Below are 24,582 nucleotides of genomic sequence, written 5' to 3'. Positions count from 1 at the left end.
CGCGCTTTTCTGTCTGTCCCGCGCGCTGCGCGCCCGCTATGACAGAAAATCGCCTGTATGGAAAGGGAATTGCCCTGAGACGGGCGCTCGGAATCCGGGTTGAAAGCGGCGACGCGCCCGTCTATTTTCCGTGCACTTCACCGGCAACAGAAGAAGGAACGCCGCCATAGCCCGCAGACCGCACAACGCCCCGCCGCAACGCGACACGGGACCCCGCGTGAACGAACGTATCCGCGCCCCCGAAATCCGCCTGATCGGCGCGGATGGCGAGAATGTCGGGGTCGTGACCCCGTTCAAGGCCATGCAACTGGCAGAGGAGGCCGGGCTCGACCTTGTCGAGATCTCGCCCAACGCCGAGCCGCCGGTCTGCAAGATCATGGATTTCGGCAAGTACAAGTACGAGACGCAGAAGCGCGAGGCCGAGGCGCGCAAGAAGCAGAAGATCATCGAGATCAAGGAAATCAAGTTCCGCCCCGGCACCGACACGCATGACTATGACGTCAAGATGCGCTCGGTGCAGAAGTTCCTCGGCGAAGGCGACAAGGTGAAGATCACCCTGCGTTTCCGCGGCCGCGAGATGGCGCACCAGGAACTGGGTCTCGAGCTTCTGAACCGGGTGGCCGCCGATGTGGCCGAGACCGGCAAGATCGAGCAGATGCCGAAGCTCGAAGGCCGGCAGATGGTGATGATGATCGCGCCGAGGTAAGTGCTTCGGCCGTCTGACGGCAGGGGCCCCTCCCCGGGGCCCTTTCTGTTTTCGCAGTCTGTTTTCGCAGTCTGTTATCGTAGACCGGCCGCAGACGCGCAAATAACTTTCCAACCTCAGGGAAACATGGAATTCTGCGGCGGATCCTCTCTCAGGTCCAGCCGTGCGCCCTGCCTTGTCCGACACGCTTCCCGGTTATGGTCTCGCGACCTTCCGGGCCGATCTTTTCGCCGGTCTCACGGTCGCGATGGTGGCCCTGCCGCTCAGCCTCGCCATCGCCATAGCCTCGGGGGCTACGCCCGCGGACGGGCTGATCACGGCGATCATCGCGGGCTTCCTCATATCGGCGCTTGGCGGCAGCCGGGTGCAGATCGGGGGGCCGACCGGCGCCTTCATCGTCGTGGTCTTTTCGGTCATTGCCGAGCATGGCTATGGCGGGCTGGTGACTGCGACCTTCATGGCGGGGCTGATCCTTCTTTGCGCGGGTTATCTCAGGGCGGGCAACCTGATCCAGTACATTCCCGAACCTGTGGTCAACGGTTTCACCATCGGCATCGCGCTGATCATCGCCACCAGCCAGATCGCCGATTTCCTCGGGCTGGGCCTCAGGCACATGCCCGCCGACTTTCTTGAAAAGCTGCCGGTCCTCTGGGCGGCGCGCGGCGCGGTCAACCCCTGGTCGCTCGGCATCGGCCTTGCCACCCTTGGCCTCATCATCCTTCTCAGGCGGCTCTTCCCGCGCTGGCCGGGCCTGATCGTGGCGGTCGGCGCCACGTCAGCTCTGGTCTGGGCCTTCGCCCTGCCGGTCGAGACGCTGGAGGGCCGCTTCGGCGCCCTGCCCGACCGGTTGCCCGTGCCGGGCCTGCCGGACCTGTCGCCCGGGCGGCTGGCAGCACTTTTCCCCTCGGCCCTTATCATCGCTTTCCTCGCGGGCGTTGAATCGCTCCTGTCCGCCATGGTGGCCGACCGGATGCACCAAAGCCGCCATCGCCCGAACGCAGAACTTCTGGCGCAGGGCTGGGCGAACCTTGCCTCTGCTCTGGTGGCGGGTCTGCCCGCGACCGGTGCGATTGCCCGCACGGCCACGAACATCCGCGCGGGCGCCCAGACGCCGGTGGCCGGCATGATCCATGCACTCGTCCTGCTGATCTGCCTTTTGGTCGCCGGGCCGCTCGTTGGCCACATGGCCCTGCCCGCGCTCGCCGCGCTTCTGATGCTGACCGCCTGGAACATGAGCGAGCCGCATCACTGGCCGCACTACCTGCGGCTTCGCGCCGCGGACAAGCTGCTGCTGGTGCTGACCATGGTCTTGACCCTGCTCGTCGACCTCACGGTCGCGATCGGCGTCGGCGTGGCGCTCGGGCTTGCCATTCGGCTCAGACGGCGCAATGTGCCCCCCGCCGACTGGGAAGCGCCGGATCGCTGACCCGGGGGCCCAGACTGCCGGAGGGACTATGCTTTCCTATCAACATGCCTATCACGCCGGGAACATGGCGGATGTGCAGAAGCATGCGCTTCTGGCGGTGATGCTCGACTATCTGGGCAGGAAGGACAAACCCTTCAGCTATATCGAAACCCATGCAGGGCGCGGGCTTTACGATCTGGGCAGCGCCGAGGCCGCGAAGACCGGCGAGGCGGCGGCGGGGATCGATCTGGCCGAGGCGAAGGGCTGGTTTCCGCCGGATCATCCCTATGCCCGTGTTCTGGCGGCCGTGCGCCGCGATCACGGGGAGCGCGCCTATCCAGGCTCGCCGCTGGTCGCCGCCCATCTCCTCCGGCCCGACGACCGCGCCACGGTCTGCGAGCTTCACCCGCAGGAATATGAGGCGCTTCTGGCCGCGATGCTGCCCTGGCCGGTGGCCTGCCGGAAGGCCGACGGGATGGATCTGGCGCTTGCCCTCACCCCGCCGGAACCGCGCCGCGGGCTGATGCTGATCGACCCGTCCTGGGAGGTGAAGGCCGATTATGAGACGATCCCCAGACGCATCGCCGCCATCCATCGCAAATGGAATGTCGGCACCATCGCGCTCTGGTATCCGATCCTGACCGATGGTCGGCACCGGCCGATGACAACGGCTCTCGCCGCCATGAATTTCCCGAAGGTCCTGCAGCATGAGATGCGCTTCCCCCCCGCCCGCGACGGGCACGGGATGGTGGGATCGGGCATGTTCATCCTGAACACGCCTTTTGGGAGCGAAGCCGAGGCGGCGCGGATGGATCGATTGATGGCCGGGTCAGGGAAGCGGTAGCGGCAGATCGAGATCGTTCGCCGAGTCTGGCAACTCGATCTTCGAAAGGTCCACGTCATGTGGCATGAACTGAATGTCGGCCAGCTCTCCTGTCAGCTCTTTCTGACAGATTCCGGCCTTCCTTACGGCAGCAACTGCTGCGGTCCACTCTTGGCCGGCAAATTCACGCTGACACTGTGATGCGGCAACGCGCTCGACCGCACATTGCAGCGCATAGAACCGGGCGGCCCGGGTGAACGGGCACAGAAGAGTCTCCGCATCCCCTTCTCTAACTTCGGGATTGTCTCGATCGCCGCCCGTTTCAGACGCGTAGCCCCGCCACTGGTTAACAAAGACCGAAGCCTTCAGGTCGGCGTATTGAAAAAGCGCGTTAGGCCCATGATTCGAATAGACGATCGCGTTCTGAAGGTATGGTTCCGCCACGGTTTCGCCGAGCGCGAAACGCAGATCCGTTCCGAGCATCGACCACATTGTCGGATTGTACGGGTTGTCCTTGAGCGCAGTCACATACATCTCCACGCGCTTGGCGAGCGTCGGCCCGGGCGGCTTTGGCCCCGGCATGGGCGGCCCTGACAAGACCTCGGATATCAGATCGGCATTTGCCGGATCGCGCTGCAGTTGCAGCCATGCATATCCCATCCGCCGCATCCAGACAGCGAGCTTGATCAAAGGGCGTCCAGCCGGGCGGTAGAAGGTTTCGTCCAGGGCCCAAGCGAGGCGCTCGTCGGTCTCGAACTCGTCAGCCAGGAACGCTTCGAGCCGCTTCTGCAACTCGGGGCTCCTGTCGCCCGCGTCCAGCGCCTGATTGATCCGCATCCGCTGCAGAAATGGCTGCTCGGAGGTCGAGATGACCGCGATCAGGTCGGCCCGATTACCCGCGACGAGACCGGCATCATCCAGAAGGTCAGCCTGGCAGACGGGCACGGTATAGCCCTCCACATTCGGCACTTGCGCGGCGTGATCATTGCAAAGCGCCATGACCGCCTCGACCGACCCGCCCCAGCGCGGCGATAGTGCCCTGGCCGCGAATTGCAGCGTTCTGCGGTTGGGAACGGTCGACATCACTTCTGCGATCAGTTCCTTCACCGGTTGCTTGGGCCCGATGTAGGCGCTGACACTCATAAGATAGTCCGAGGCGACGACCAGATCTGGTGCAAGCTCATAGGCCCTTTCCGCGTGTGTACCTGCTTCGCGAAAATAGGCTCCAGCCGCCTCCAGCGCGGCCGGATAGGTTTGGGCGATGGAGCCTTTACCCCTCAATCGGAGTGCCTTGCCGTAGAGACTGGCGGCTCGGGCGGTCTGTGCATAGGGAGAATCCGGTTCCTCCTTGACCCAGCGTTCGGCCATCGCCGCGATATCCGGGTCGCTGACCTCGAACAGACCGAAAAATGCCCGCTGACGCGCGTAATTCTGCTCTGCGTCCTCTGGCAGATGGTGATAGACCTCGGCCCGCTTCCTCATGTCATCGAGCTTGCCCAGTTTCATACTCGGCCAGGCGGATTGTTCCAGAAGATAGACTTCCGTCGCAAACTCCTTGGCGGAGACCGGCGGCGAGACGGCAGCCAGTCCGGCGAAAAGAAACGTCAGGACATTCAACCTATTCATGTAGTGCGCCTCGCTATTACTCCATGGGCTGCATAGATCGCGATTGCGGCGGAATATTGAAACCGGCATCAAGGTTCGAAACAATCTATCATTCACCTAACTGGTTGACTGATGGCGCCGCACAGCATAATTCCACCATATGGTTGAACGAACGGACGATTCGCTGACGGAGATCCTGAAGGCGGCGTCCGATCCCACGCGGCGCGCGATCTTGACCTTTCTGGCGCAGGAAGGCGCGCTCAGGGTGACGGATATCGCCAAGCGCTTCGACATGAGCCTCAATGCCGTGTCCAAGCATATCAAGGTCCTGGAAGCCGCCGGTCTCGTTCACCGCCGCACCGTCTGGCGCGAGCATCTGATCGAGATCGACCTCGAACCGGTCCGGGAGATCGACCGCTGGTTCGGGCGGCTGCGCTCTGTCTGGTCGCTCACGCTCGACGCCCTGAACGAGGTTCTGACCGAGGAGCAGGAAGATGAGCGACCTCCGACTGACCGTCAGCCGCACGATCGCGGCCCCGGCGAAGAAGGTCCATGACGCCTGGCTGAACGCCGAGACGCTCGCGCGGTTCATGCTGCCCGCCGAGGGTGTCACCGTTCTGGACTGCGTGACCGATCCCCGGGTGGGCGAGCGGTTTTCCATGATCATGCGCGTGTGCGAGCGCGATATTCCGCACTCGGGCACCTATCAGGAGCTGACGCCCCGCAGCCGCATCCGCTTCGGCTGGGAATCGCCCTTTTCCGCCGACGGCAGCGAGGTGACGATCGACCTCGCACCCGAGGCGGCGTGCACGCGGATCACGCTGACCCATGTGCGGTTCCCCAGCGAGGAATCGCGCGACAATCACGATGCCGGCTGGGCGCGGATCCTCGAGGTTCTCGGCCGGGAACTGGCTTAGGGGGATAGGATGCTTTCAGATATCAACTGGCTTGCGGTCCTTGTCGGCACCGCGGCGGCCTTCGCGCTCGGCATGGTGTGGTTCGGCCCGCTCTTCGGGCGGATCTGGGCGGCGGGCAGCCATGGCATTTCGCCCCCTGCCCGGCCGCCGGAGGGGGCCATGGCACTGCAACTTGCCGGAACCTTCCTTCTCGCGCTCGTCATCGGGCTGACCGCAACGCGCAACGACCTCTGGACGGCGCTCGCCGCGATCCTTGCGACCGGCGCCCTGCAACTGGCGGGCGGGCTCTTCAGCCAGAAGACGGCGGGCGCAGCGCTGGTCGACGGAAGCTATCCGCTCGCCATGGGCGCGCTGATGATCGCGGCGCAGGGGCTCTTGTGAGAAAGGCGCTGCGGGCACGAGGGGCCCGCAGCGAAGGGTACGGCCAGGCGGAAGGGAGGGAGCCTGCCCGGAACCGGGCGATCAACGGCCGCCGCGATGCGGCGAAGGGAGAGATCGCCCTGCCCGTTCTGCCTAGCCGATTCCCTCGCGCTGCCCCTTGATCTATGTCAATCCCCCCGGCGGATGCGAAGCTGAAAGCAATTGTTCCTCGCCGAGCGGACATCGACATAGGCGACGTCGGGATCGGCAAGCAGCGCCTCGGCATAGGATGAAACCTCTGCCCTCGGCACCACCCGGCCGGTGCCGTAGAAGATCCGGTCGTTCGCCCGGTAGCCTTTCAGGAGATAGTCGTCGGACATGGTCAGGATCGGCGGCAGGCCCGCCCCGCCCCATGCCGCGCAATCGTCAGCGCAGAGGAAGATGGGCCCGCATTCCGCATAGGGTTGCAGCGCCGCGAAGGGCCTGTGCGCGAGGATCAAGTATTCCTGGCCCTTTGGCACCTGATTGAGGCAGTGGCGGCAGGGCTCGCCGCTGCCTGCAGATATGAAGCCGCGCTCGGCCGGAATGCCGTTGGCATCGGGGCCACCGGCGCGGATGGCGCGGACCTGGGCGGTCGGGATCGGTTCGAAACATAGGGTCATGGGAAGCTCCTTTCGCCCGCGCACCCTGCACCGCCGCCCCATAGTCGGCGACCCGGAGCCTGCGCAAAGAAAAGGCCGCCCCGAAGGGCGGCCCCAAGGTCTCGGCGCGGTCCGGTTCAGCGCAGAAGCGAGGTGATCCGGCGGACGCTGGCGCGGCGGTTGGCGCGTTCGTCGCTTTGGGTGTCGACCTTCAGGAAGTCCTCGCCATAGCCCTGCACCACCATATTCTCGGGCGGGACGCCGAAATATTCGGTGAGGGCAAGGGCCACAGATTCTGCCCGGCGATCCGACAGCGCGAGATTATAAGCGGCGCTGCCCACAGCATCGGTATGGCCTTCGATCAGGAAGACCTCGGACGGGTCCTTGCGGATATAGGACTGGATCAGCTTGCCCAGGCCAGCGAGTGCCTTGGCCTGTTCTGGCCGGATCGCAGCCGATCCGCTTTCGAAGGTGATCGTGTCGAGGTCGATCACCGGCACCAGCGAGCGCACTTCCCAGATGTTGCGCACCTGACGCAGGCTGAAGCGGCGGCCCACGTCGCTTCGCGTGGCCAGCGCCACGCGCAGCGCCTCCTCGTCGGCGGTCGTCACATCGATCGGCTGGGGGCGGCTCTTCGGCAGCTTCGTCACCACCACCGGCTCGTAGGTTGCCAGATCGTCGATCAGAAGCGTCTCGCGGCCATCCGGCGCCACATGGACCCGGCGCAGGACGCGCTGTTCGGCGTCGCGGATCGTCACCACCCGGCTGCCGTCGGGCCGGGTCACCGTCGTGCGGGTCGAGCCGTCGCGGAAGGTCTCGGTCCGCACTTTCGAACCGGGTTGGCGCAGCAGCGCGTCATCGTCCTTCAGCACCGAATACTGGCCGTCGCGGCTGACGACCACGCGGTCGCCCGAGTTCATCTCGACCTTGCGGTTGTTCGAGAGCATCGCACCGACGACCAGCGCCCCGGCGCCGAGGAGCAGGAGCTTCTCGGTGTCCGAGAGGCCCTTCTTGCGCTCGACAACCTGCGGCTGGGCGACATTCGCGGCCTTGGCGGCCCCGGCAGCCTCGTTCACCTTGTTGGCGAAATCCTCCGACGACGAGCGGGCCGTGTCTGCTGTCACCTCCTCTTCGGTGACCTGCGTGACGGCCTCTGCGGGTACCTCGGCGGTGGCTGGGCCAGCCTCTGTGCCGCCAGCGGCCTCGGTCAGGATCTGCGCCGCCTCGGCGACAGGCGCCTCGCCGGTTTCCGGCTCGGGCTGGACCGGCAGGTCGGGCACCACTTCAGTCGAGGGCAGGCTGCCCTCGGCGGCCAGTTCCTCGACGATATCGGCGGTCGCGGGCGTCACCACCGGCAGCTCGGTCGCCTCGGCGGGCGGTTCGGCGAGCGCCTTCTCCAGATCCTCGGCGGTGGGCGCCGCCTCTGTCTCTGCGGGCGTTTCCTCTGCGGGCGCTTCCTCGGCCGGTGCTTCGGCGGCGGGAGCTTCGGCGGCGGGTTCCGCCACGGGCTCTTCGCTCGGCGCGGGTTCGGCCGCCGGTTCGGTCTGCGCGTCCGGCGCGGGTTCGGTCGCGGAGCCGTTCAGCTCTTCGCCGAGCGCCTTTTCAAGATCCTCGGCAGTCGGGACTTCCGCCTCGGGCGCGGCGGGCTCGGCCTCGGGCTGGACCTCGGGATCGGGTTGAGGCTCAGGCTCGGTGACGGGCGCGGGTTCGGCTGCGGGCGCTTCCTCTGCGGGCGTCTCTGCCGCGGGCTGCTCCGGGGCTGGCTGCTCTGCGGGTGCTTCGGCTGCGGGCGCTTCATCTGCGGGCGCTTCGTCTGCGGGCGCTTCGTCTGCGGGTTCGGGGGTCGGTTCGGCGACCGGCTCAGGGGCAGGCTCAGCTGTGGACTCAGGGGTAGATTCAGGGGCCGGTTCGGCCGCAGGCTCCGGTGCGGGCTCGGGGCTCGCCTCGGGTTCCGGCGCCGGTTCGGCGGTGGGCTCTGGTTCGGGTTCAGCCTCCGGTTCGGCGGCTGGTTCGGCTGCGGGCTCGGCGGCGGGCTCGGCGGCCGTCGGCGCCGGGATCGCCTCGACCCCTTCGGCGCAGGGCAGTTGGGTGCCATCGGCGCAGATCATCGCCGGACTGGTATCCGGGCTGCTTTCCTGTGCGAACACGGCGCCATGCGGCACCAGAAGTGACAGGCTCGCAACCAGAGCCGTCGAGGACTTGAACATACGAAGCATGGATTTCCCTCATGGAACTGCATTCGACCCAAAGTCGGAGGGGAACGTCCGTTAGGCAATAACGGTTCCGAAAAGTCGGCCGCCCCGGCAGCAAGCCGCGCATGAACGCTGCATCCTGAAGGCTCTCACGCCTCTTCCTGCTCGTCCTCGGTATCGGCGGGGCGCGCGTGGTAAGGGATCGGCGCAAGCGTCGGGTCGATGCCATGCTTCTTCAGGAGCTGGCCGATGATCGAGCGCGGCTTCGGGATACCGTCGAACTTCTCGACCAACCGCCGCCGCATCCGGCGGCCGTAGAAATGGATCGAATAGGTCTCTGCCGTCACATGATCAGCCATCGGCACGCCGGGCCGGGTCAGGAGGATACGGTCCTTGAAGGAAATCGGATAGAGCGCGACGCGCGGCAGCGCATGGCGAATCTCGCCCGTCGCTTTCAGGAAATGGCTAAGCGCATGCGGCCCCCAGACGCCCCAGGGCTGATCGCCGACATGGATGGGGTTGCCCGCATCGCGTGCCGCCTCCAACTCCTCCCGGTAGCTTTTGCCGTACCAGACAGGGATGGCGAACTCATCCTGCGTGAAGTCCAAGAGCTGGCCCAGCGCCTCGCTGTCCGGCGGCAGACCGAGAACGCCGCCGTTCACATCCTTGTCGCTTTCCCAGGCGAAGAAATGGCCCGTCGCGGTTTCGAAGGGCTTCACGCAATAGGCATCGGTGTCGGCCCAGATCGTGCGGTCGACCTTCTTCAGAAGATGATAGCGGAACAGGTCGGAATGCAGCGCCGGGCTCGATGTGCGGGCATGGCGCAGGAAATTGGCCTGGGGCAGGATATCGCTTGCATCGGCATGTTCGATACCCTCTGGCGCATTGCCGATCGGCTCGTAGGAATAGAGCTTCAGATGGTGGCCGACGTCGAGAAAGGATTTCAGGCAAAGCTGCTCAAGATAGCTGAGATCGCCGCCGATCCAGAGGGCCGCGATCTGATACTCCTGCCTCATCACTCGTTCCTTCCCGTTTCCACGATCTATCTATCACCGGCCTTTGCCGCTTTGCCAAGACACCGGCGTCGAGATTATGTCAGACGGAATTAGTAAGGATTGACAGGTCGCCGCACCGGACGTATCGAAACGAGGAAATCCCGACTAAAGGAATCAACAATGCGCACGACCGTTCTTCTTCCCCTTCTGTTCGCGACTGTCGCCGGTCAGGCAGCGGCTGACGAGGTGAATGTCTATTCCCACCGCCAGCCCGAACTCGTGCAGCCCCTGTTCGACGCTTTCACCGCCGAGACCGGGATCGCGGTGAATGTCGCCACGATCGACAAGGGCATGGTCGAGCGCCTGGTGGCCGAGGGCGATCGCAGCCCGGCCGATCTGGTGATGACGGTCGATATCGCTCGGCTGCAGCAGGTGGTGGATGCGGGCGTCACGCAGCCGGTCGCTTCGGACGTGCTGAATGCGAACATCCCCGCCGAATACCGCGACCCGGCGGGCCACTGGTTCGGCCTGACCACCCGCGCGCGAATCGTCTATGCCTCGAAGGATCGTGTGGCCGACGGCGAGGTCACGACCTATGAGGATCTGGCCGATCCGAAGTGGAAAGGCCGCATCTGTACCCGCCCGGGTACACATGATTACAACCTCGCCCTTATGGCCGCGATGATCGGCCATCACGACGAGGCCTATGCGAAGGAATGGGCAACGGCGGTGCGCGCCAACCTCGCCCACAAACCCGAGGGCAGCGACCGCGATCAGGTCAAGTCGATCTGGGCGGGCGAATGCGACATATCGCTGGGCAACACCTATTACATGGGCGCGATGCTTGCGGACCCCGAACAGACCGAATGGGCCAATTCGGTGCGCATCGTCTATCCGGTCTTCGAAGGTGGCGGCACGCATGTGAACGTGTCGGGCGTGGCGTTGACGAAAGCCGCCCCGAACAAGGAGGCCGCACTGAAGCTGATGGAATTCCTATCGTCCGACGAAGCGCAGAAGATCTATGCCGAGATCAATAACGAATTCCCGGTGAAGCCGGGGGTCGAGCAGTCGGAGTTGGTGAAGAGCTGGGGCGCGTTCACGCCCGACAGCCTGAACCTGTCGGAGATCGCCAAGCTGCGCCCCGCGGCGCTGAAGCTGATGGAAGAAGTGGGTTTCGACGGCTGATCGCAGCCCCCTCGAAGCAGGAACGCCCGGCAGGACCTGCCGGGCGTTCTCTTTTGCGTTGAGGGTGTCCCCTATTCGGCGGCAAGTGCCGTCTGCATGGCGCCATGAACGATGGCGCGATGATCCTGCTGCAGCGAAGCCAGATCGGCGACATAGCGGCCCCGCAGGTCCGACAGCGCCAGCGCCGAGAAGCCGTAGTCCGGCGCGATCTGCGGCTGGCGGGCGTGGAAGGCGATCAGCCGGTCGCGCTGGCCGGGCTGCAGGCGGGTCCCCTGCGCAAGGCAGCGCTGGATCATCGCGACCGCACTCGGCGTGACGCGCGGCTTGGCCTGCGGTTCGACGGGCTGGCGCAGTTTCAGCCCGGGCACCAGATCGGCGACGAACCGGGCGGGCGCCACGGGCGCGGTCTGGACGACAAGTTCCCGGACCCGCAGCTCCTCGACCAGGATGGAACCAAGCTCGGCCCAGCCGCCCCGGAAGGCTGCGAGCAGCTCGGCATAGTCGGCGAAAGCGTCGATCCGGCGGTCGAGCGCGAGGCGCATCCAGGCGGCGTGGAACAGGACCTCATAGGGCTGCACCACCATCACCAGCCGTTCCACTGGCTGGCCAAGGGCCCGCGCCAGCGTCCGCGCGCGGACACGGGCGGCGCTGTGGAACCGGCCGATGAGCAGTTCCTGCATCGGCCCGGCAAGGTCGGGCATCGAAAGGACAAAGCCCTCCTCCCCCGCCTTGCGGTCGGGCGCGAGACGGCGGGCAAGCCGCGCGGCCGCATCCGCGATCGCGGCTTCGTCTGCGGCCGGGCCCGGCATCAGGTCGGAAAGCCCGTCAACCTCGCCGCCGATGACGTCAAAGCAATGCAGCCCGTAACCCGCGCGCCGCAGCCCGGCGCGGTTGGCCGCCAGATAGACCACAAGGTCTTCGGCGCCCGTAGTCGTCCCGCCAACATGCAGGAAGACCGGCTGGTCGTGTTCGCCCATGTCTCAACCCGTCCCCGAGAGTTAACGAACCATTACCGGCGATTGTGGCGGCCGTTTGGCGCTCTTGCGGCACTGGACTTTCCCGCGGTCTTCTTGTCAGTGTGCCGCCTGGAATTCGTCCCGAAAAGGCAGGTATTCATGGCCTCTGCGCGCAAGATCATCATCGACACCGATCCCGGGCAGGATGATGCCGTGGCGATTCTCCTCGCCCTCGCCTCGCCCGAGCTGGAGGTCCTCGGGATAACCGCCGTCGCGGGGAACGTGCCCTTGGCCCTGACACAGAAGAACGCTCGCGTGGTGTGCGAACTGGCGGGGCGGACCGACATCCGGGTCTTCGCGGGCTGCGACCGGCCGCTGAAACGCAAACTCGTCACCGCCGAACATGTGCATGGCAAGACCGGTCTCGATGGCGTCGCCCTGCCCGATCCGACCATGCCACTGGAAGACGCGCACGCGGTCGATTTCCTCATCGAGACGCTGCGCCGGGAACCGCCGGGTTCGGTCACACTTTGCCCGCTCGGGCCGCTGACGAACATCGCGACCGCCTTCGAGAAGGCCCCCGATATCGTGGGCCGCGTTGCGGAAATCGTGCTGATGGGCGGCGGCTATTTTGAGGGTGGCAACATCACGCCCGCGGCAGAGTTCAACATCTATGTCGACCCCGACGCCGCCGATATCGTCTTCCGCGCGGGCGTGCCGCTGGTCGTCATGCCGCTTGACGTCACCCACAAGGCGCTGACCTCGCGCGACTGGGTCGAGGGGATGCGCAGCCTCGGCACAGAGGTCGGCCGCGCGGTGGCCAGCTGGACTGATTTCTTCGAACGGTTCGACACGGCGAAATACGGCTCGCAGGGCGCGCCGCTGCATGATCCCTGCGTCATCGCCTATTTGATCGAACCGGACCTTTTCACCGGCCGCCATGTGCATGTGGCGATCGAACTGGAGGGAACCCACACGCTTGGGATGACCGTGGCCGACTGGTGGCGGGTGACGAAGAACGCGCCGAACGCGATGTTCATGGGCTCGGTCGACCGCGACCGGTTCTTCGCGCTTCTGACCGAGCGGATCGGGCGGTTCTGAGGCGAAAGAGCGGGGTCCGGCGGGCAAGAGTTTTCGAAAACTCTTGCCAAAAATCTTCAAAGATTTTTGGCCCTACAGCTCGATCTGTCCGTCGGGATCGGCGATCTCGGCCGGGGTCTTGCGGCGGATGATGATATCGCCGTTAGGCAGAACCTCGGGCGGGTGATAGTTGCGGAAATCGTCGATCTTGAGGAGCAGTTCCTTCAGCGCGGGCCCCATCTCGGCCAGAGCCTGATCAAGGCCCTTCTGCAATTCTTCCATCTTCGGCTGAACGTCGTCCAGAAGCGAGCGAAGGATGATCCTGGCGCCCTCCTCGATGAGGCTCATGCCCTCTTTGGTCGAGGGGTCGGCCGGGAGAGGCGTCTCGGCCAGGAGCGGCGAGGCGGACATGGCGAGCAGAAGGGATACCGTCACAATACGCATGGCAGGAATATAGGTTGCCCGACGGCGCCTGTTAAGGGCGGCGCGCTCAGATCGGCAGGTCGATGCTGACCGGGAAATGATCCGACGCCATCAGAAGCGCCTCGCGCAATTCCGGCACCTGATAGCAATGGGGGTCGTCGAACGGATGCCAGATGCGCCAGGCGGGCTTCAGCGCGCGCAGGTCGGGCGAGACCATGATGTAATCGAGCAGCGCCGAGAAATAGCGTTTCTCGGTGTCGAGATAAAAGCGCGCGGTCATCGGTGCGACGCCTGTCTTCTTCGAGTAGGCGATGCGGGCATGGGGATCGTACAGCCGCGTCTCGCGCGGCTCGTCCCAGCCCAGCACGATCTCCACCCCCGAGCGGCCGAAGAGTTTCTCGTACTCGTCAAGGCCGGGGCCGTCGTTAAGATCGCCCATCACCAGAAGGCTGTCGCCCGCCTTCAGATGTTCAATGACCCGGGCCCGAAGCCAGATGCATTCGGCCAGCTGCTTGCGGCGATTGGCGATGGCGATCCTTTGCACCTGCTCGGGGGTCGTGGCGCCATGCGGCGCCTTGGTCTTCAGATGCGCGCCGATCAGGCGAAAGCGCTTGCCCTCGCGGGTCTCGGCCTGCAGTTCCAGCGGGGGCTTCGAAAAGGCGACACGGTCGAGCGTGCCATCCACGTCAAGGTCGATCATGTAGGACTGGTCGAAGCGCGGCGTCTCGCCCTCGGCCCCGCCTTTGGGGTCATGTTGCACGGTCAGCACGTCGGGGTCGTAGAGAAGCGCGATTTCCTGCTGGGTCTCGTTCTGAAACCCCATGATCGCGCGACGGCAGCGCAGGTCGAAGCGCGCGGCGAACCGTTCCAGCATCGGCACCGTCTGGCGGCGGCGGTTGTTGTCCGGTGCCTCGATGATCATGACAGCGTCAGGGTCGATGGCCGTCAGAACGATGGCGATGGATTCAATCTGTTGCCGACGGGTGACCTTGTAGCGCGAGGACCAGTCCTCATCCTCCAGAAGCCGCCCGCGCGCGTCGAAGAGATTGGTGAACCATTCGACGTTCCAGGTGGCAATCCGCATGGCCTCGACCTCAGGCCGGGACTTTGCGGTTGATCTCTTCCCAGGCGCGGTTCACGTCGCGCAGCCGGTCCTCGGCCAGGCGGATCGCCTCTTCGGGCAGGCCGCGCGCCGCCAGCACGTCGGGGTGGCTTTCCTTCACCGCCTGCCGCCAGGCGGCGCGCGCTGCCTCGACCGGGGCGCCCGGCTCCAGCCCGAGCACCTCGAAAGGATCGCGCGGCGCTCCGGGCACATGACGGGCGTGCATAGTGCGGAAACAGCGCTCGCCCACGCCGAAGATGTCCGCGACCGTCCTGAGGAAATCCTCCTCGACCTCATGGAACTCGCCGTTCGCAACGGCAATGTGGAAAAGCCCGTCCACCAGGTCGATCAGCACCGGATCGCCCGGGCCGAACATGCCCGCGATCCGGCGGGCATAGTGATCGAACCCCGCCACATCCTGCCGGGCGAGGTTGAAGACGCGCGCGGCGTTCGCCTCGTCCTCGGGCGCGATCAGGAAGACCGAGCGGAAAGCCCGCACCTCGTCCCGCGTCACCTGACCGTCGGCCTTGGCCATCTTGGCGCCAAGCGCGATGACGGCGATGGTGAAGCCCACGGTCTTCTCAGGCGGCGTGCGCAGCTTTTCAAAGACCGCAGCAAGCCCTTCGCCCTGGCGAAGCGCGGACAGGGCATCGGCGATGCGGGTCCAGATCGACATGGCCGGGAGAATAGCGTCTCGGGCCGGAAAGGCCAGAGATTCAAAGAAATTTCATCATCAGGACCAGGTCGAGCCAGCGGCCGAACTTGCGCCCGGCCTCGGGGATCACGGCGACGGTCCGGAAGCCCACCTTCTCGTGAAAGGCGATACCTGCGGCATTCTCGCCCGAGACACCGGCGAAAAGCGTATGGCCCCCCGCCGCGCGCGCGTGATCCTCAAGCGATCGCATCAGCGCCCGCCCCGCCCCGCGACCCCAGGCGGCGCGATCGAGGATGATCGAATGTTCAAGTGCATGGGCATAGCCGTTTCCGGCGCGGAACTGGGCATAGGTGGCGAAGCCAAGGAGCGTATCGCCCTCCATCGCCACGAAGAACTCGTGGCCAGCCGCGCGGCGGGCCGCGATGATCCCGGACGCCGTCGCCTCGTCCCTTTCCTCTGAATGGAAGATGATGGTCGTGTCGCGGATCACCGGGTTCCAGAGCGTGACGATGGCGGGAAGGTCGGCGTCCTCGGCCGGGCGGATGATCATTCAAGCCGTCTCCTGCCCCCGGGCGTGTCGAACGTGGCGCGAAGGGCGGGCGCGCCGGGGACGATTTCTATCCGCGCATCGGAAAGCTGCAAGAGGGCGCGCAGCCGGTCGGCCTCGGGATGGGCGACTTCGAGGCGGACGAGGCGGCAGCCGCTGTCGGCAAGCCGGTCGGAGGGTTTGAGGCCGCCCTGCCAGGAGAGAAGCGCGGGGAAGCAATCGTCGAAAGGCAGTAGGCCGCTGACGGGCACCGCCATGCGCCAGCGGAAATCGCCGCGCGCGAGCGCGATCGGCACGCCGGCGCCATCTGGGGCGGCACTCAATGCAGCGTCAAGGTCGGGCACCCGGCAGATCCAGTTGGTGAGGCGCGCCCGTGTCGGCGTCTCGCTGAGCCGGAACCAGCGCGGCCAGGCGGGCACTGGCGCCTCCGGATCGACAGCGATGGCTTCGAGATAGTCGGAGGGCCCGAGGCCGACGAGCCGGTTGTGCGTGCCCATATGGGCGTGGTGACCGACCGGACCGGGCGCGACGCCCAGCGCCGAAGCCACATGATCCGCTGCCTCTGCCAATGTCGGGGCGGTCACCGCCAGATGATCAAGCGCCCACATCTCGCCTCCGCAGCCTTTCCGTTCGCCTGCCCGCGATCCTAGAAGCGCGAAAAGCGCGGGCAAGGGGGTTTTTCGCAGCGCGCATGGTTGATATCCCGGCAATTCGCCCCATGTCAGGCCGAACCCGCCCGAGGAGAGGAGCCCCATGCAGTCCGTCGCCGCAATCGCCCGTTTCTTCCGCCATGATGCCGCCCCCGGGGTTCTTCTGATGCTGGCTGCGGCCTGCGCCCTGTTCACCGCCAACTCGACATGGAGCGCGGACTATTACGCGGGGCTGGAAAGAACCTTCGCTATCCTCCTCGATGGTCAGGGCCTGTCCAAACCTCTGATCCTGTGGATCAACGACGGGCTGATGGCGGTCTTCTTCTTTCTGATCGGGCTGGAACTGAAGCGCGAGATGCTGGAGGGCAAGCTGAAGAACCCGCGCGACGTGATGCTGCCCGGCGCGGCGGCGGTCGGCGGGATGGTTGTTCCTGCGCTCATCTTCCTGATCTTCAACTGGTCCGACCCGGTGACACGCGGCGGCTGGGCGATTCCTGCCGCGACCGACATCGCTTTCGCCGTGGGCGTTCTGGCACTGGTCGGAAAACGCGCGCCTGCGAGCCTGAAGATCTTCCTTCTGACGCTTGCGATCCTCGACGATCTCGGCGCCATCCTGATCATCGCACTGTTCTACACGAGCGAACTGCATCTGCATTACCTCATCCTCGCGCTCTTGCCGCTCGGCGGGCTGCTCGCGCTCAATCTCGCGGGGGCGCACCGGATCGCGCCCCTGATCCTTCTGGGAACCATCCTGTGGTTCCTCGTCCTGAAGTCTGGCGTCCATGCGACGCTTGCGGGCGTCGTGACGGCCTTCTTCATCCCGCTGAAGGACCGGTTCGGAAAATCGCCGCTGCATTCGCTTGAACATGCGCTGACGCCCTATGTGACGCTGTTGATCGTGCCGATATTCGCCTTCGCGAACGCGGGCGTGCTGCTTGAGGGGCTGACGCTCGGCGACCTCTTCTCGCCGCTGCCGCTCGGCATCGCGGCGGGTCTGGTCATCGGCAAGCAGATCGGCGTCTGCGGCACGGTCTGGCTGATGGTGAAGATGGGCCTCGCGCGCCTGCCGCACGGCGCTGGCTGGATGCATATCTACGGGCTGGCCTGCCTTGCGGGCATCGGCTTCACCATGTCGCTCTTCATCGGCGGCCTGAGCTTTTCCGACATCGCCCATATGAACGCGGTGCGGATCGGCGTCCTGAGCGCCTCGGCGATCTCGGCAATGCTGGGCTATGCGGTGCTGGTGATGGCGCGGCCGGTCGACGTCGAGACCGCTGCCGTGACACCGGCCGGGACAGAGCCCCGGCCGGTCGAGGCATAAGGCTCAGGCCGCGCGCGCGGCGCGGATCAGCGACAGGATGTCGGTCGCGGCGGCCGGGATATTGGTGCCCGGCCCGAAGATCGCCTTCACGCCCGCCTTCTTCAGATAGTCGTAATCCTGCTGCGGAATCACGCCGCCGCAGATGACGATGATATCGCCCGCCCCCTTCGCCTTCAGCGCCTCGATCAGCTGCGGCGCCAGCGTCTTGTGGCCCGCCGCCTGCGACGAGACGCCTACGACATGCACGTCATTGTCGATCGCATCCTGCGCCGCCTCGTCCGGTGTCTGGAAGAGCGGGCCGACGTCCACATCGAAGCCGATATCGGCGAATGCGGTGGCGATGACCTTGGCGCCGCGGTCATGGCCATCCTGTCCCATCTTTACCACCAGCATGCGGGGGCGGCGGCCCTCTTGCTCGGCAAAGGTCTCGACCTCTTTCTGGATACGGGCAAAGCCCTCGTCGCCCTCATAGGCCGAGCCATAGACGCCCGCGAGCGTCTTCACCTCGGCCCGGTGACGGCCGAACACCTTTTCCATCGCCATCGAAATCTCTCCCACGCTCGCCCGCGCCCGCGCCGCCGCGACCGCCGCTTCCAGAAGGTTGCCACCCTCGCGGGCGCGGCGTTCCAGTTCCGCCAGCGCCGCATCGCAGGTGCCCGCGTCGCGCGTCGCGCGGATCTTCGTCAGACGCGCCACCTGCGCTTCGCGCACCGCCATATTGTCGACGTCGAGGATCTCGACCTGATCCTCGCGCGTGGGCTTGTACTTGTTCACGCCGACGACGACCTCTTCGCCCCGGTCGATCATCGCCTGACGCCTGGCCGCCGATTCCTCGATGCGAAGCTTCGGCATGCCGGAGGCGACGGCCTTGGTCATGCCGCCCATCGCCTCGACCTCCTCGATCAGCTTCCAGGCTTCCTCGGCCAGTTGGGCGGTCAGGCTTTCGACATAGTAGGAGCCCGCCAGCGGATCGACGACCTTCGTCACGCCGGTTTCCTCCTGCAATATCAACTGCGTATTGCGCGCAATTCGTGCAGAGAACTCGGTCGGCAGCGCCATCGCCTCGTCGAGCGCATTCGTATGGAGCGACTGCGTGCCGCCCAGAACCGCGCTCATCGCCTCGTAGGCGGTGCGGACGACGTTGTTGTAGGGGTCCTTTTCCTGCAAGGACACGCCCGAGGTCTGGCAATGGGTCCTGAGCATCAGGCTTGACGGTTTCTTCGCCCCGAACTCGGTCATGATCCGGTGCCAGAGCAGCCGCGCGGCGCGAAGTTTCGACGCCTCCATGAAGAAGTTCATGCCGATAGCGAAGAAAAATGAAAGGCGCCCGGCGAACTCGTCCACATCCATGCCGCGCGCGATGGCGGTGCGGACATATTCGCGCCCGTCGGCCAGCGTATAGCCCAGCTCCTGCACGAGGTTCGCGCCCGCTTCCTGCATGTGATAGCCCGAGATCGAGATCGAATTGAATTTCGGCATCTCTTTTGCCGTATATTCAATGATATCGGCGACGATCCTCATCGAAGGCTCGGGCGGATAGACATAGGTGTTCCGCACCATGAACTCTTTCAGGATGTCGTTCTGGATCGTGCCGGACAGAAGCGCGCGATCGACGCCCTGCTCCTCGCCCGCGACGATGAAGGAGGCGAGGACCGGGATCACCGCCCCGTTCATCGTCATCGAGACCGAAACCTGATCCAGAGGGATTCCGTCGAAGAGGATCTTCATGTCCTCGACAGAATCGATCGCCACCCCCGCCTTGCCGACATCGCCCACCACGCGCGGATGGTCGCTGTCATAGCCCCGGTGGGTGGCCAGGTCGAAGGCGACCGACACGCCCTGCTGCCCGGCGGCGAGGTTCTTGCGGTAGAAGGCATTGCTCTCCTCCGCCGTCGAGAAGCCCGCATATTGCCGGATCGTCCAGGGGCGGCCCGCATACATGGTCGCGCGCACGCCACGGGTGAAGGGCGCCAGGCCGGGCAGAGAGCCCATATGCGCCAGCCCCTTGCTGTCGGCCTCGGTGTAAAGCGGCTTGACCGCAATGCCCTCGAGCGTCTCCCAGGTCAGGTCCTCGGGCGTCCGGCCTTTCAGTTCCTTCGTCACCAGCCCGCGCCAGTCGTCCATCCGGTCAGCCATCGTCATCCTCTCATCTCATCGGTAGAACGGCCGCGGCGGGCCATCCGCGAAACTCAGTCCAGTTCAGTCAGGATCGCTCCGTCCGGCAGGGTCGCCGCAAGCTCTTGAAGCGCCTTTCTGAGCGCAGGCTCGAAGGCCGGATCGGTCGCGTAGATCGTGACATAGGCTCCACCCTGAAGGCCACGCTCCGGGCTCATCGTCAGCTGCGCGACCGGGCGCCAGTCAGCCCCGATGCCGGTTGCGATCCATTCATCGTAGATCATCGCATAGCGCACGCGATGCTTCTTCACGAGCGCGTCGGCCCAGCCTGCAGGCGCGGGTGCCCCATCCGTGCCCGGCAGGCGCGCGAGCCGGGCCTCGCGCGAAGCGAGCCCCCAGAGGTCGAGCACGGTTACGTCTCGTTTCCAGGCTACCTTGCCGATATCGTTGACCGCCACGGGTTCACCCGGCAACAGGTCGGTCAGGCGCGCCATCTGCTCCTGCTCCAGGTGAACCGAACGCGGGTTCCAGGTGTAGAAGACGGTGCTGTACCAGAAATGGGACAAGGCCCAGAGCACCATCGCGATCGGCACGAACTGCCTCAGGCGGCGGCCCAGGCGTGGCAAGGCCAGCACGAGTGCCACCCCGGTCATGACCATTACATAATGTTCGTAACGGTTGAAGTAGAACGGGCTTCCCGAAAGGAGGTGGGCAAGGGCCGCAGCCCCAACAACGGCACCGAGCAAGGCAAGATTGCGATCCTTCCGCACGACCGGCGAAAGGAATGCAAGGCCAAGAAGCCCCAAAGCCGAGAGGAAGACATCGGCCCCCGGACCGTCCGTGGCCAACAGGAAGCGCGCGACCGGATCGGGGCTGCGGCTACCATCCCCCAGTTTCGCGAGAACCGAGCTTGGCAACGGATCGAGACCCTGCCCCATCAGGAATAGCCCGAAGAGCACCGGACCTGCCACGACCGCGACCCCCAAGGCCAGGCCCGCCGCGACCCGGCCGCGCAGGACCAAGACGCCAGCAGCCAGGAGTGACAGCGCCAAGCCCTCATAGCGCATGAGCGGCGCAATGACTGCTGACAGGACCAGTGCAGGGCCGAGCGAGCCCGTTGTCAGAAAGCGCCAAAGTCCCTGGACCAGCACACCTACCGCAAGCGCGTGGAGCGAATGCTCCATCCCGAGCGCCGCTACGGAAGGCATGCCAAGCGCGAAGGGGCCAATCAAAGCCAGGAATAGCGCCTGGGTGTGCGTCAGCGCCGCCTCGCGCACGATGCGTCCCCAGATGAAGGCAAGCGCAAGAAGCGCCGCCGTATTCCAAAGAAGCGGCAGGAAACGCTGAAGGTCGCTGCCGGCGAACGGCAGGAGCAGGATCGGATAAAGGATCGACGAGGCGGCCGATGCGGGTTCCCCGGGATTGATTCCGTAGGTACCGCCCGCGATCCCCTCGGCCATGGCAAGATGGATATAGGTATCGTCGAGCGGATATTCGAACGTGCCCGCCCGCGAGAAAGCGAGCAGCTGCCACAGCGCAAATCCTGTCAGCGCCGACAGCGCGGCGACGACAGGCAGGCGTATGGCGGCCAGAGTGGTCATTCAAACTCCATGATCACGTCATCGACCTTGAGGCTCGCGCCCGGGGCGGCGTTGATCTTCCTGACCACGCCCCGGCGCTCGGCCTTCAGGATGTTCTCCATCTTCATCGCCTCGACGGTGGCCAGCGCCTGGCCTTCCTGCACCTCCTGCCCCTCTTCGACGCTGACCTTCACGATCAGGCCGGGCATCGGGCAAAGCAGGTATTTCGACGTGTCGGGCGGCAGTTTTTCCGGCATCAGTTTCGCCAGTTCCGCCTGGCGCGGCGTGCGTACATGGACCTTCAGGTCCGCACCCCGGTTGCGGATGCGGAAGCCGCCGGGGATCTTGCCGACCTTCAGCACGATCTCGGACCCGTCGACCTGAAGCCGGGCAAGCGGCTGGCCGGGCAACCAGTCCGACGTCACCCGCAGGCTGGCGCCGTCGGCCTTGAAGGTCACGGTCGAGCCCTGCCGGTCCGCCGCGATCCTGACCGGATATTCCTGCCCCTGCAGCGTCACCACCCAGTCGTCGCCGACATGGCGCTCATGATTGCCGAGCGTGCCGGTGATGCGGGTGCGGCGGATCTCGGCCACGCGGTTCATCGCCGCGGTTGCAGCCGCGATCCGCTTCAGTCGGTCTTCGTCCAAAACCGCGCCTGCAAAACCGTCGGGATATTCCTCGGCGATGAAGGCGGTGGTGATATCGCCCTTCACGAAGCGCGGATGGTCCATCACGGCGGAACAGAAGGGCAGGTTGTGGCCGATCCCCTCGACCTCGAACGCATCAAGGGCGGTGCGCATGCCTTCGATCGCCGCCGCGCGGTCGGGACCCCAGGTGCAGAGCTTGGCGATCATCGGGTCGTAATACATGCTGATCTCGCCGCCTTCGTAGACGCCGGTATCGTTGCGCACGACGCCCGTTGCCGTCGCCGCCTCTTCCGGCGGGCGGTAGCGGGTGAGCCGCCCGATCGAGGGCAGGAAATTGCGGTACGGGTCTTCGGCATAGAGGCGGCTTTCCATCGCCCAGCCGTTGATCTTGAGGTCCTTCTGGGCAAAGGGCAGCTTTTCCCCCGCCGCGACGCGGATCATCTGTTCGACCAGATCGACGCCGGTGATCAGTTCGGTCACCGGATGTTCGACCTGGAGGCGGGTGTTCATTTCGAGGAAGTAGAAATTGCGGTTGCCGTCGACGATGAATTCGACCGTACCCGCGCTGGTATAGCCCACGGCCTTCGCCAGCGCGCAGGCCTGTTCGCCCATCGCCTTGCGGGTCGCCTCGTCCAGGAACGGGCTCGGGGCCTCCTCGATGACCTTCTGGTTCCGGCGCTGGATCGAACATTCGCGTTCGTGCAGGTAGACGCAATTGCCGTGCTTGTCGGCCAGCACCTGAATTTCGATATGCCGGGGCTGGGTGACGAACTTCTCGATGAAGATCCGGTCGTCGCCGAAGCTCGCCGCCGCCTCGTTCTTCGAGGACTGGAAGCCTTCGGCAGCCTCCTGATCGTTCCAGGCGATGCGCATGCCCTTGCCGCCGCCGCCAGCGGAGGCCTTGATCATCACCGGATAACCGATCTCGCGGCTGATCTTCACCGCCTCGTCGGCGTCGGCGATCAGGCCCATGTAGCCCGGCACGGTCGAGACGCCCGCTTCCCTGGCAAGTTTCTTGGACGTGATCTTGTCGCCCATCGCCTCGATCGCGGGTGACGGGGGCCCGATGAAGACCACGCCCTCCTCCTCAAGCGCCGCCGCGAAATCCATTCGCTCGGACAGGAAGCCATAACCGGGATGCACCGCCTCGGCGCCGGTCGCGCGGATCGCGGCCATGATCCTGTCGATGACGATATAGGATTGGGCGGCGGGGGGCGGACCGATATGGACCGCTTCGTCGGCCATCTGCACATGCAGCGCATTGCGGTCGGCGTCGGAATAGACCGCCACCGTCTTGATCCCCATCTTCCGGGCCGACTTGATGACGCGGCAGGCGATCTCGCCCCGGTTGGCAATCAGGATCTTCTTGAACATCTCGGCCCGTCCCCTACAGCGAAAGAAAAAGGCCACCGGAGCGGATGCTCCGATGGCCCGATGTCAGATTGGCGCGGCGCGCGGGCGCCGCGATCAGATGATTAACGGCACAGGCCGGTCGCGCCGGCACCCGCACCGAGCGCACCGCCAACGATCGCGCTTTCGGCGAGGTTGTTATCGGTGACTGCGCCAAGCGCCGCGCCACCGGCCGCGCCCATGAGCGCGCAGTTGGCATTGATGCCGCCGCCCTGGCCCTGCACGCAGGCCGACAGGCCGACAACGGCGACAAGGCCCGCGATGAGTGTGAATTTCGACATTTTGCTCTGCCTCCAGACAAGGTTGTTATGGCGCAGAAGCTACAGAATGCCGCCCGTCCGTGGAAGCGCAAAGCGCGGGCGGAATCCGCGTCGGCTGAGATTTGCCGATCATCCGGCAAACGAAGCGACCTGATCCGAAATGGATCAGGTCGCCCAGAAGGGGAAGGGTAACGGTTTTGACAAACACAGATCCCGCGGGTGCAACGGAACGGGATCTGTGGGTGACGATGCGGCACATCCGGCGATGACGCAAACCCAAACTGGACGACCGCCGCACCTTCGGCAGCATCCTGCCAGTGACCGTCTGGGTTGCGCGGAAACATGCCTATTCCTCCGTCCCGAAGGCTTCCGGAAAGGCGGCGCGCGCCCGGGTCACGTCAATTTGCAGCCGGGCTTCATAGCTTTCGGGGTCGAACGGCTCTTCGGCCGGAACGACCTCGCGGCCGAAAAGCCACGACAGGCGGCCTGCGTCGAGATTGCCGCGTTCGAACGGCTCTTCGCCGAACGCCTCCCACAAAGCGGCCATGAAGCCCGCATCGGCCCGCTTGTCGGCGGGGGCGCGGTCGCGGAACCGCTCGCGCGCGACGAGCTTCGTCACCCCCTTGGGGTTGGCGCGGCGGATGGTGAACTGGAAATCGGTGCCGGGCAGGCGGCCGGGAAAACCACGGTGCTTCAGCATGGGCGGACCCTCCTTGCAGGGGTCTCGCACCGGCGGGCCGGGACCGGGCCATCGGCCCGGACCCGGCAGGAGACAGTCAGTAAATCAGTTGTACTTGCCGGTGTAGACGGGCTCTTGCGAGACCGGCTGTTCGACATAGGTGGTCTCTTCCTTCTTGGCGCAAGCAGCGGCCAGAGCGACGAGCATCGCCGCGAAGAGGACTTTCTTGGACATGGTATTCTCCTGCTCTCAACGGCGGTTTCGCCCGACCGGGCGCCCGCCAATTTCAGTTTCTTGTTCGGTGTCAGAACATTCCGACCCGAGCGCA

General features: G+C 65.3%; 25 protein-coding genes. 9 read left to right on the top strand and 16 right to left on the bottom strand.

The genetic code is table 11. The features are described from left to right. Positions 1-217: 217 nt before the first annotated feature. The 3 genes from infC (at position 218) to P0645_RS09350 (ending at position 2,955) form a co-directional block, all read left to right on the top strand. Positions 218-706 (top strand): translation initiation factor IF-3, encoded by a 489-nt coding sequence (gene infC, locus P0645_RS09360; RefSeq protein ID WP_284164304.1) that lies wholly within the window; start codon positions 218-220, stop codon positions 704-706. 175 nt (positions 707-881) lie between these two features. Further along, the gene (locus tag P0645_RS09355; protein ID WP_284164303.1) at positions 882-2,132 is read left to right on the top strand and encodes a SulP family inorganic anion transporter; all 1,251 of its coding nucleotides are present in this window, start codon (positions 882-884) and stop codon (positions 2,130-2,132) included. A gap of 28 nt (positions 2,133-2,160) precedes the next feature. After that, positions 2,161-2,955 (top strand): 23S rRNA (adenine(2030)-N(6))-methyltransferase RlmJ, encoded by a 795-nt coding sequence (locus P0645_RS09350; protein ID WP_284164302.1) that lies wholly within the window; start codon positions 2,161-2,163, stop codon positions 2,953-2,955. Here the strand turns inward: P0645_RS09350 and P0645_RS09345 are convergent. Next, the gene (locus P0645_RS09345) at positions 2,941-4,560 is read right to left on the bottom strand and encodes a DUF4034 domain-containing protein (protein WP_284164301.1); all 1,620 of its coding nucleotides are present in this window, start codon (positions 4,558-4,560) and stop codon (positions 2,941-2,943) included. The genes P0645_RS09350 and P0645_RS09345 overlap by 15 nt on opposite strands. Positions 4,561-4,699: 139 nt before the next feature. Here P0645_RS09345 and P0645_RS09340 point away from each other — a divergent pair, with 139 nt between their 5' ends. The 3 genes from P0645_RS09340 to P0645_RS09330 are packed head-to-tail and all read left to right on the top strand — an operon-like array spanning position 4,700 to position 5,837. Beyond that, on the top strand, positions 4,700-5,095 hold the full coding sequence (locus tag P0645_RS09340; protein WP_284164300.1) for an ArsR/SmtB family transcription factor: 396 nt from the start codon (positions 4,700-4,702) through the stop codon (positions 5,093-5,095). Continuing rightward, positions 5,034-5,456 (top strand): SRPBCC family protein, encoded by a 423-nt coding sequence (locus tag P0645_RS09335; RefSeq protein ID WP_284164299.1) that lies wholly within the window; start codon positions 5,034-5,036, stop codon positions 5,454-5,456. The genes P0645_RS09340 and P0645_RS09335 overlap by 62 nt, the downstream gene beginning before the upstream one ends. A gap of 9 nt (positions 5,457-5,465) precedes the next feature. Continuing rightward, the gene (locus tag P0645_RS09330) at positions 5,466-5,837 is read left to right on the top strand and encodes a DUF1761 domain-containing protein (protein WP_284164298.1); all 372 of its coding nucleotides are present in this window, start codon (positions 5,466-5,468) and stop codon (positions 5,835-5,837) included. Positions 5,838-6,004: 167 nt separating this feature from the next. Here the strand turns inward: P0645_RS09330 and P0645_RS09325 are convergent, their stop codons facing one another. The 3 genes from P0645_RS09325 to P0645_RS09315 form a co-directional block, all read right to left on the bottom strand. Continuing rightward, complete coding sequence (locus tag P0645_RS09325) at positions 6,005-6,478, bottom strand: DUF1203 domain-containing protein (protein ID WP_284164297.1); 474 nt, start codon at positions 6,476-6,478, stop codon at positions 6,005-6,007. A gap of 116 nt (positions 6,479-6,594) precedes the next feature. Continuing rightward, a complete protein-coding gene (locus tag P0645_RS09320) occupies positions 6,595-8,673 on the bottom strand; it encodes an OmpA family protein (protein WP_284164296.1) in 2,079 nt (692 codons plus the stop codon). Between the two features lie 125 nt (positions 8,674-8,798). Next, positions 8,799-9,665 carry a glycosyltransferase family 32 protein gene (locus tag P0645_RS09315; RefSeq protein WP_284164295.1) on the bottom strand — a complete coding sequence of 289 codons (867 nt, stop codon included), beginning with the start codon at positions 9,663-9,665 and terminating at the stop codon, positions 8,799-8,801. A 159-nt stretch (positions 9,666-9,824) separates the two neighbouring features. On the opposite strand from P0645_RS09315, the gene P0645_RS09310 reads away from it, so the two are divergent. Continuing rightward, positions 9,825-10,829: a Fe(3+) ABC transporter substrate-binding protein gene (locus P0645_RS09310; protein ID WP_284164294.1), complete on the top strand. Its 1,005-nt coding sequence runs from the start codon at positions 9,825-9,827 to the stop codon at positions 10,827-10,829. 71 nt (positions 10,830-10,900) lie between these two features. Here the strand turns inward: P0645_RS09310 and P0645_RS09305 are convergent, their stop codons facing one another. Continuing rightward, positions 10,901-11,806, bottom strand: a complete 906-nt coding sequence (locus P0645_RS09305; RefSeq protein WP_284164293.1) for a hypothetical protein — start codon at positions 11,804-11,806, stop codon at positions 10,901-10,903. Positions 11,807-11,944: 138 nt separating this feature from the next. On the opposite strand from P0645_RS09305, the gene P0645_RS09300 reads away from it, so the two are divergent. Continuing rightward, positions 11,945-12,886, top strand: a complete 942-nt coding sequence (locus P0645_RS09300; protein WP_284164291.1) for a nucleoside hydrolase — start codon at positions 11,945-11,947, stop codon at positions 12,884-12,886. Between the two features lie 72 nt (positions 12,887-12,958). On the opposite strand, the gene P0645_RS09295 is transcribed toward P0645_RS09300, so the two are convergent. Genes P0645_RS09295 through P0645_RS09275 form a run of 5 tightly spaced genes read right to left on the bottom strand, consistent with a single transcriptional unit; the run spans position 12,959 to position 16,200 of the window. Beyond that, positions 12,959-13,309, bottom strand: a complete 351-nt coding sequence (locus P0645_RS09295) for a hypothetical protein (RefSeq protein ID WP_284164290.1) — start codon at positions 13,307-13,309, stop codon at positions 12,959-12,961. 46 nt (positions 13,310-13,355) lie between these two features. After that, entirely contained in the window at positions 13,356-14,372 is a 1,017-nt protein-coding gene (locus P0645_RS09290; RefSeq protein WP_284164289.1) for an endonuclease/exonuclease/phosphatase family protein, read from the bottom strand. Positions 14,373-14,382: 10 nt separating this feature from the next. Further along, the gene (locus P0645_RS09285) at positions 14,383-15,066 is read right to left on the bottom strand and encodes a molecular chaperone DjiA (protein WP_284164288.1); all 684 of its coding nucleotides are present in this window, start codon (positions 15,064-15,066) and stop codon (positions 14,383-14,385) included. Between the two features lie 40 nt (positions 15,067-15,106). Continuing rightward, a complete protein-coding gene (locus tag P0645_RS09280) occupies positions 15,107-15,592 on the bottom strand; it encodes a GNAT family N-acetyltransferase (protein WP_502854376.1) in 486 nt (161 codons plus the stop codon). Then, positions 15,592-16,200, bottom strand: coding sequence for a VOC family protein (locus P0645_RS09275; protein ID WP_284164286.1), 609 nt, complete (start codon positions 16,198-16,200; stop codon positions 15,592-15,594). Before P0645_RS09275 ends, P0645_RS09280 begins: the two co-directional genes overlap by 1 nt. Positions 16,201-16,345: 145 nt before the next feature. Here P0645_RS09275 and nhaA point away from each other — a divergent pair, with 145 nt between their 5' ends. Continuing rightward, complete coding sequence (gene nhaA, locus P0645_RS09270; protein ID WP_284164285.1) at positions 16,346-17,563, top strand: Na+/H+ antiporter NhaA; 1,218 nt, start codon at positions 16,346-16,348, stop codon at positions 17,561-17,563. Between the two features lie 3 nt (positions 17,564-17,566). On the opposite strand, the gene scpA is transcribed toward nhaA, so the two are convergent. The 6 genes from scpA to P0645_RS09240 all read right to left on the bottom strand — a co-directional run bounded on the left by scpA (position 17,567) and on the right by P0645_RS09240 (position 24,488). After that, complete coding sequence (gene scpA, locus P0645_RS09265; protein WP_284164472.1) at positions 17,567-19,699, bottom strand: methylmalonyl-CoA mutase; 2,133 nt, start codon at positions 19,697-19,699, stop codon at positions 17,567-17,569. Positions 19,700-19,752: 53 nt separating this feature from the next. Next, complete coding sequence (locus tag P0645_RS09260; protein ID WP_284164284.1) at positions 19,753-21,279, bottom strand: DUF8728 domain-containing protein; 1,527 nt, start codon at positions 21,277-21,279, stop codon at positions 19,753-19,755. After that, a complete protein-coding gene (locus tag P0645_RS09255) occupies positions 21,276-23,279 on the bottom strand; it encodes an acetyl-CoA carboxylase biotin carboxylase subunit (protein ID WP_284164283.1) in 2,004 nt (667 codons plus the stop codon). Before P0645_RS09255 ends, P0645_RS09260 begins: the two co-directional genes overlap by 4 nt. A gap of 101 nt (positions 23,280-23,380) precedes the next feature. Continuing rightward, positions 23,381-23,596 (bottom strand): hypothetical protein, encoded by a 216-nt coding sequence (locus P0645_RS09250; RefSeq protein WP_284164282.1) that lies wholly within the window; start codon positions 23,594-23,596, stop codon positions 23,381-23,383. 325 nt (positions 23,597-23,921) lie between these two features. After that, positions 23,922-24,275: a hypothetical protein gene (locus tag P0645_RS09245; RefSeq protein WP_284164281.1), complete on the bottom strand. Its 354-nt coding sequence runs from the start codon at positions 24,273-24,275 to the stop codon at positions 23,922-23,924. Between the two features lie 84 nt (positions 24,276-24,359). Next, the gene (locus P0645_RS09240; RefSeq protein ID WP_267633996.1) at positions 24,360-24,488 is read right to left on the bottom strand and encodes a hypothetical protein; all 129 of its coding nucleotides are present in this window, start codon (positions 24,486-24,488) and stop codon (positions 24,360-24,362) included. Positions 24,489-24,582: the final 94 nt, after the last annotated feature.

This window comes from Frigidibacter sp. SD6-1, from assembly GCF_030143255.1.
Taxonomy (GTDB): Bacteria; Pseudomonadota; Alphaproteobacteria; order Rhodobacterales; family Rhodobacteraceae; genus TMP-24.
Note: the sequence above shows the minus strand (reverse complement) of the source record. Positions and strands in the feature narration are given on the sequence as shown.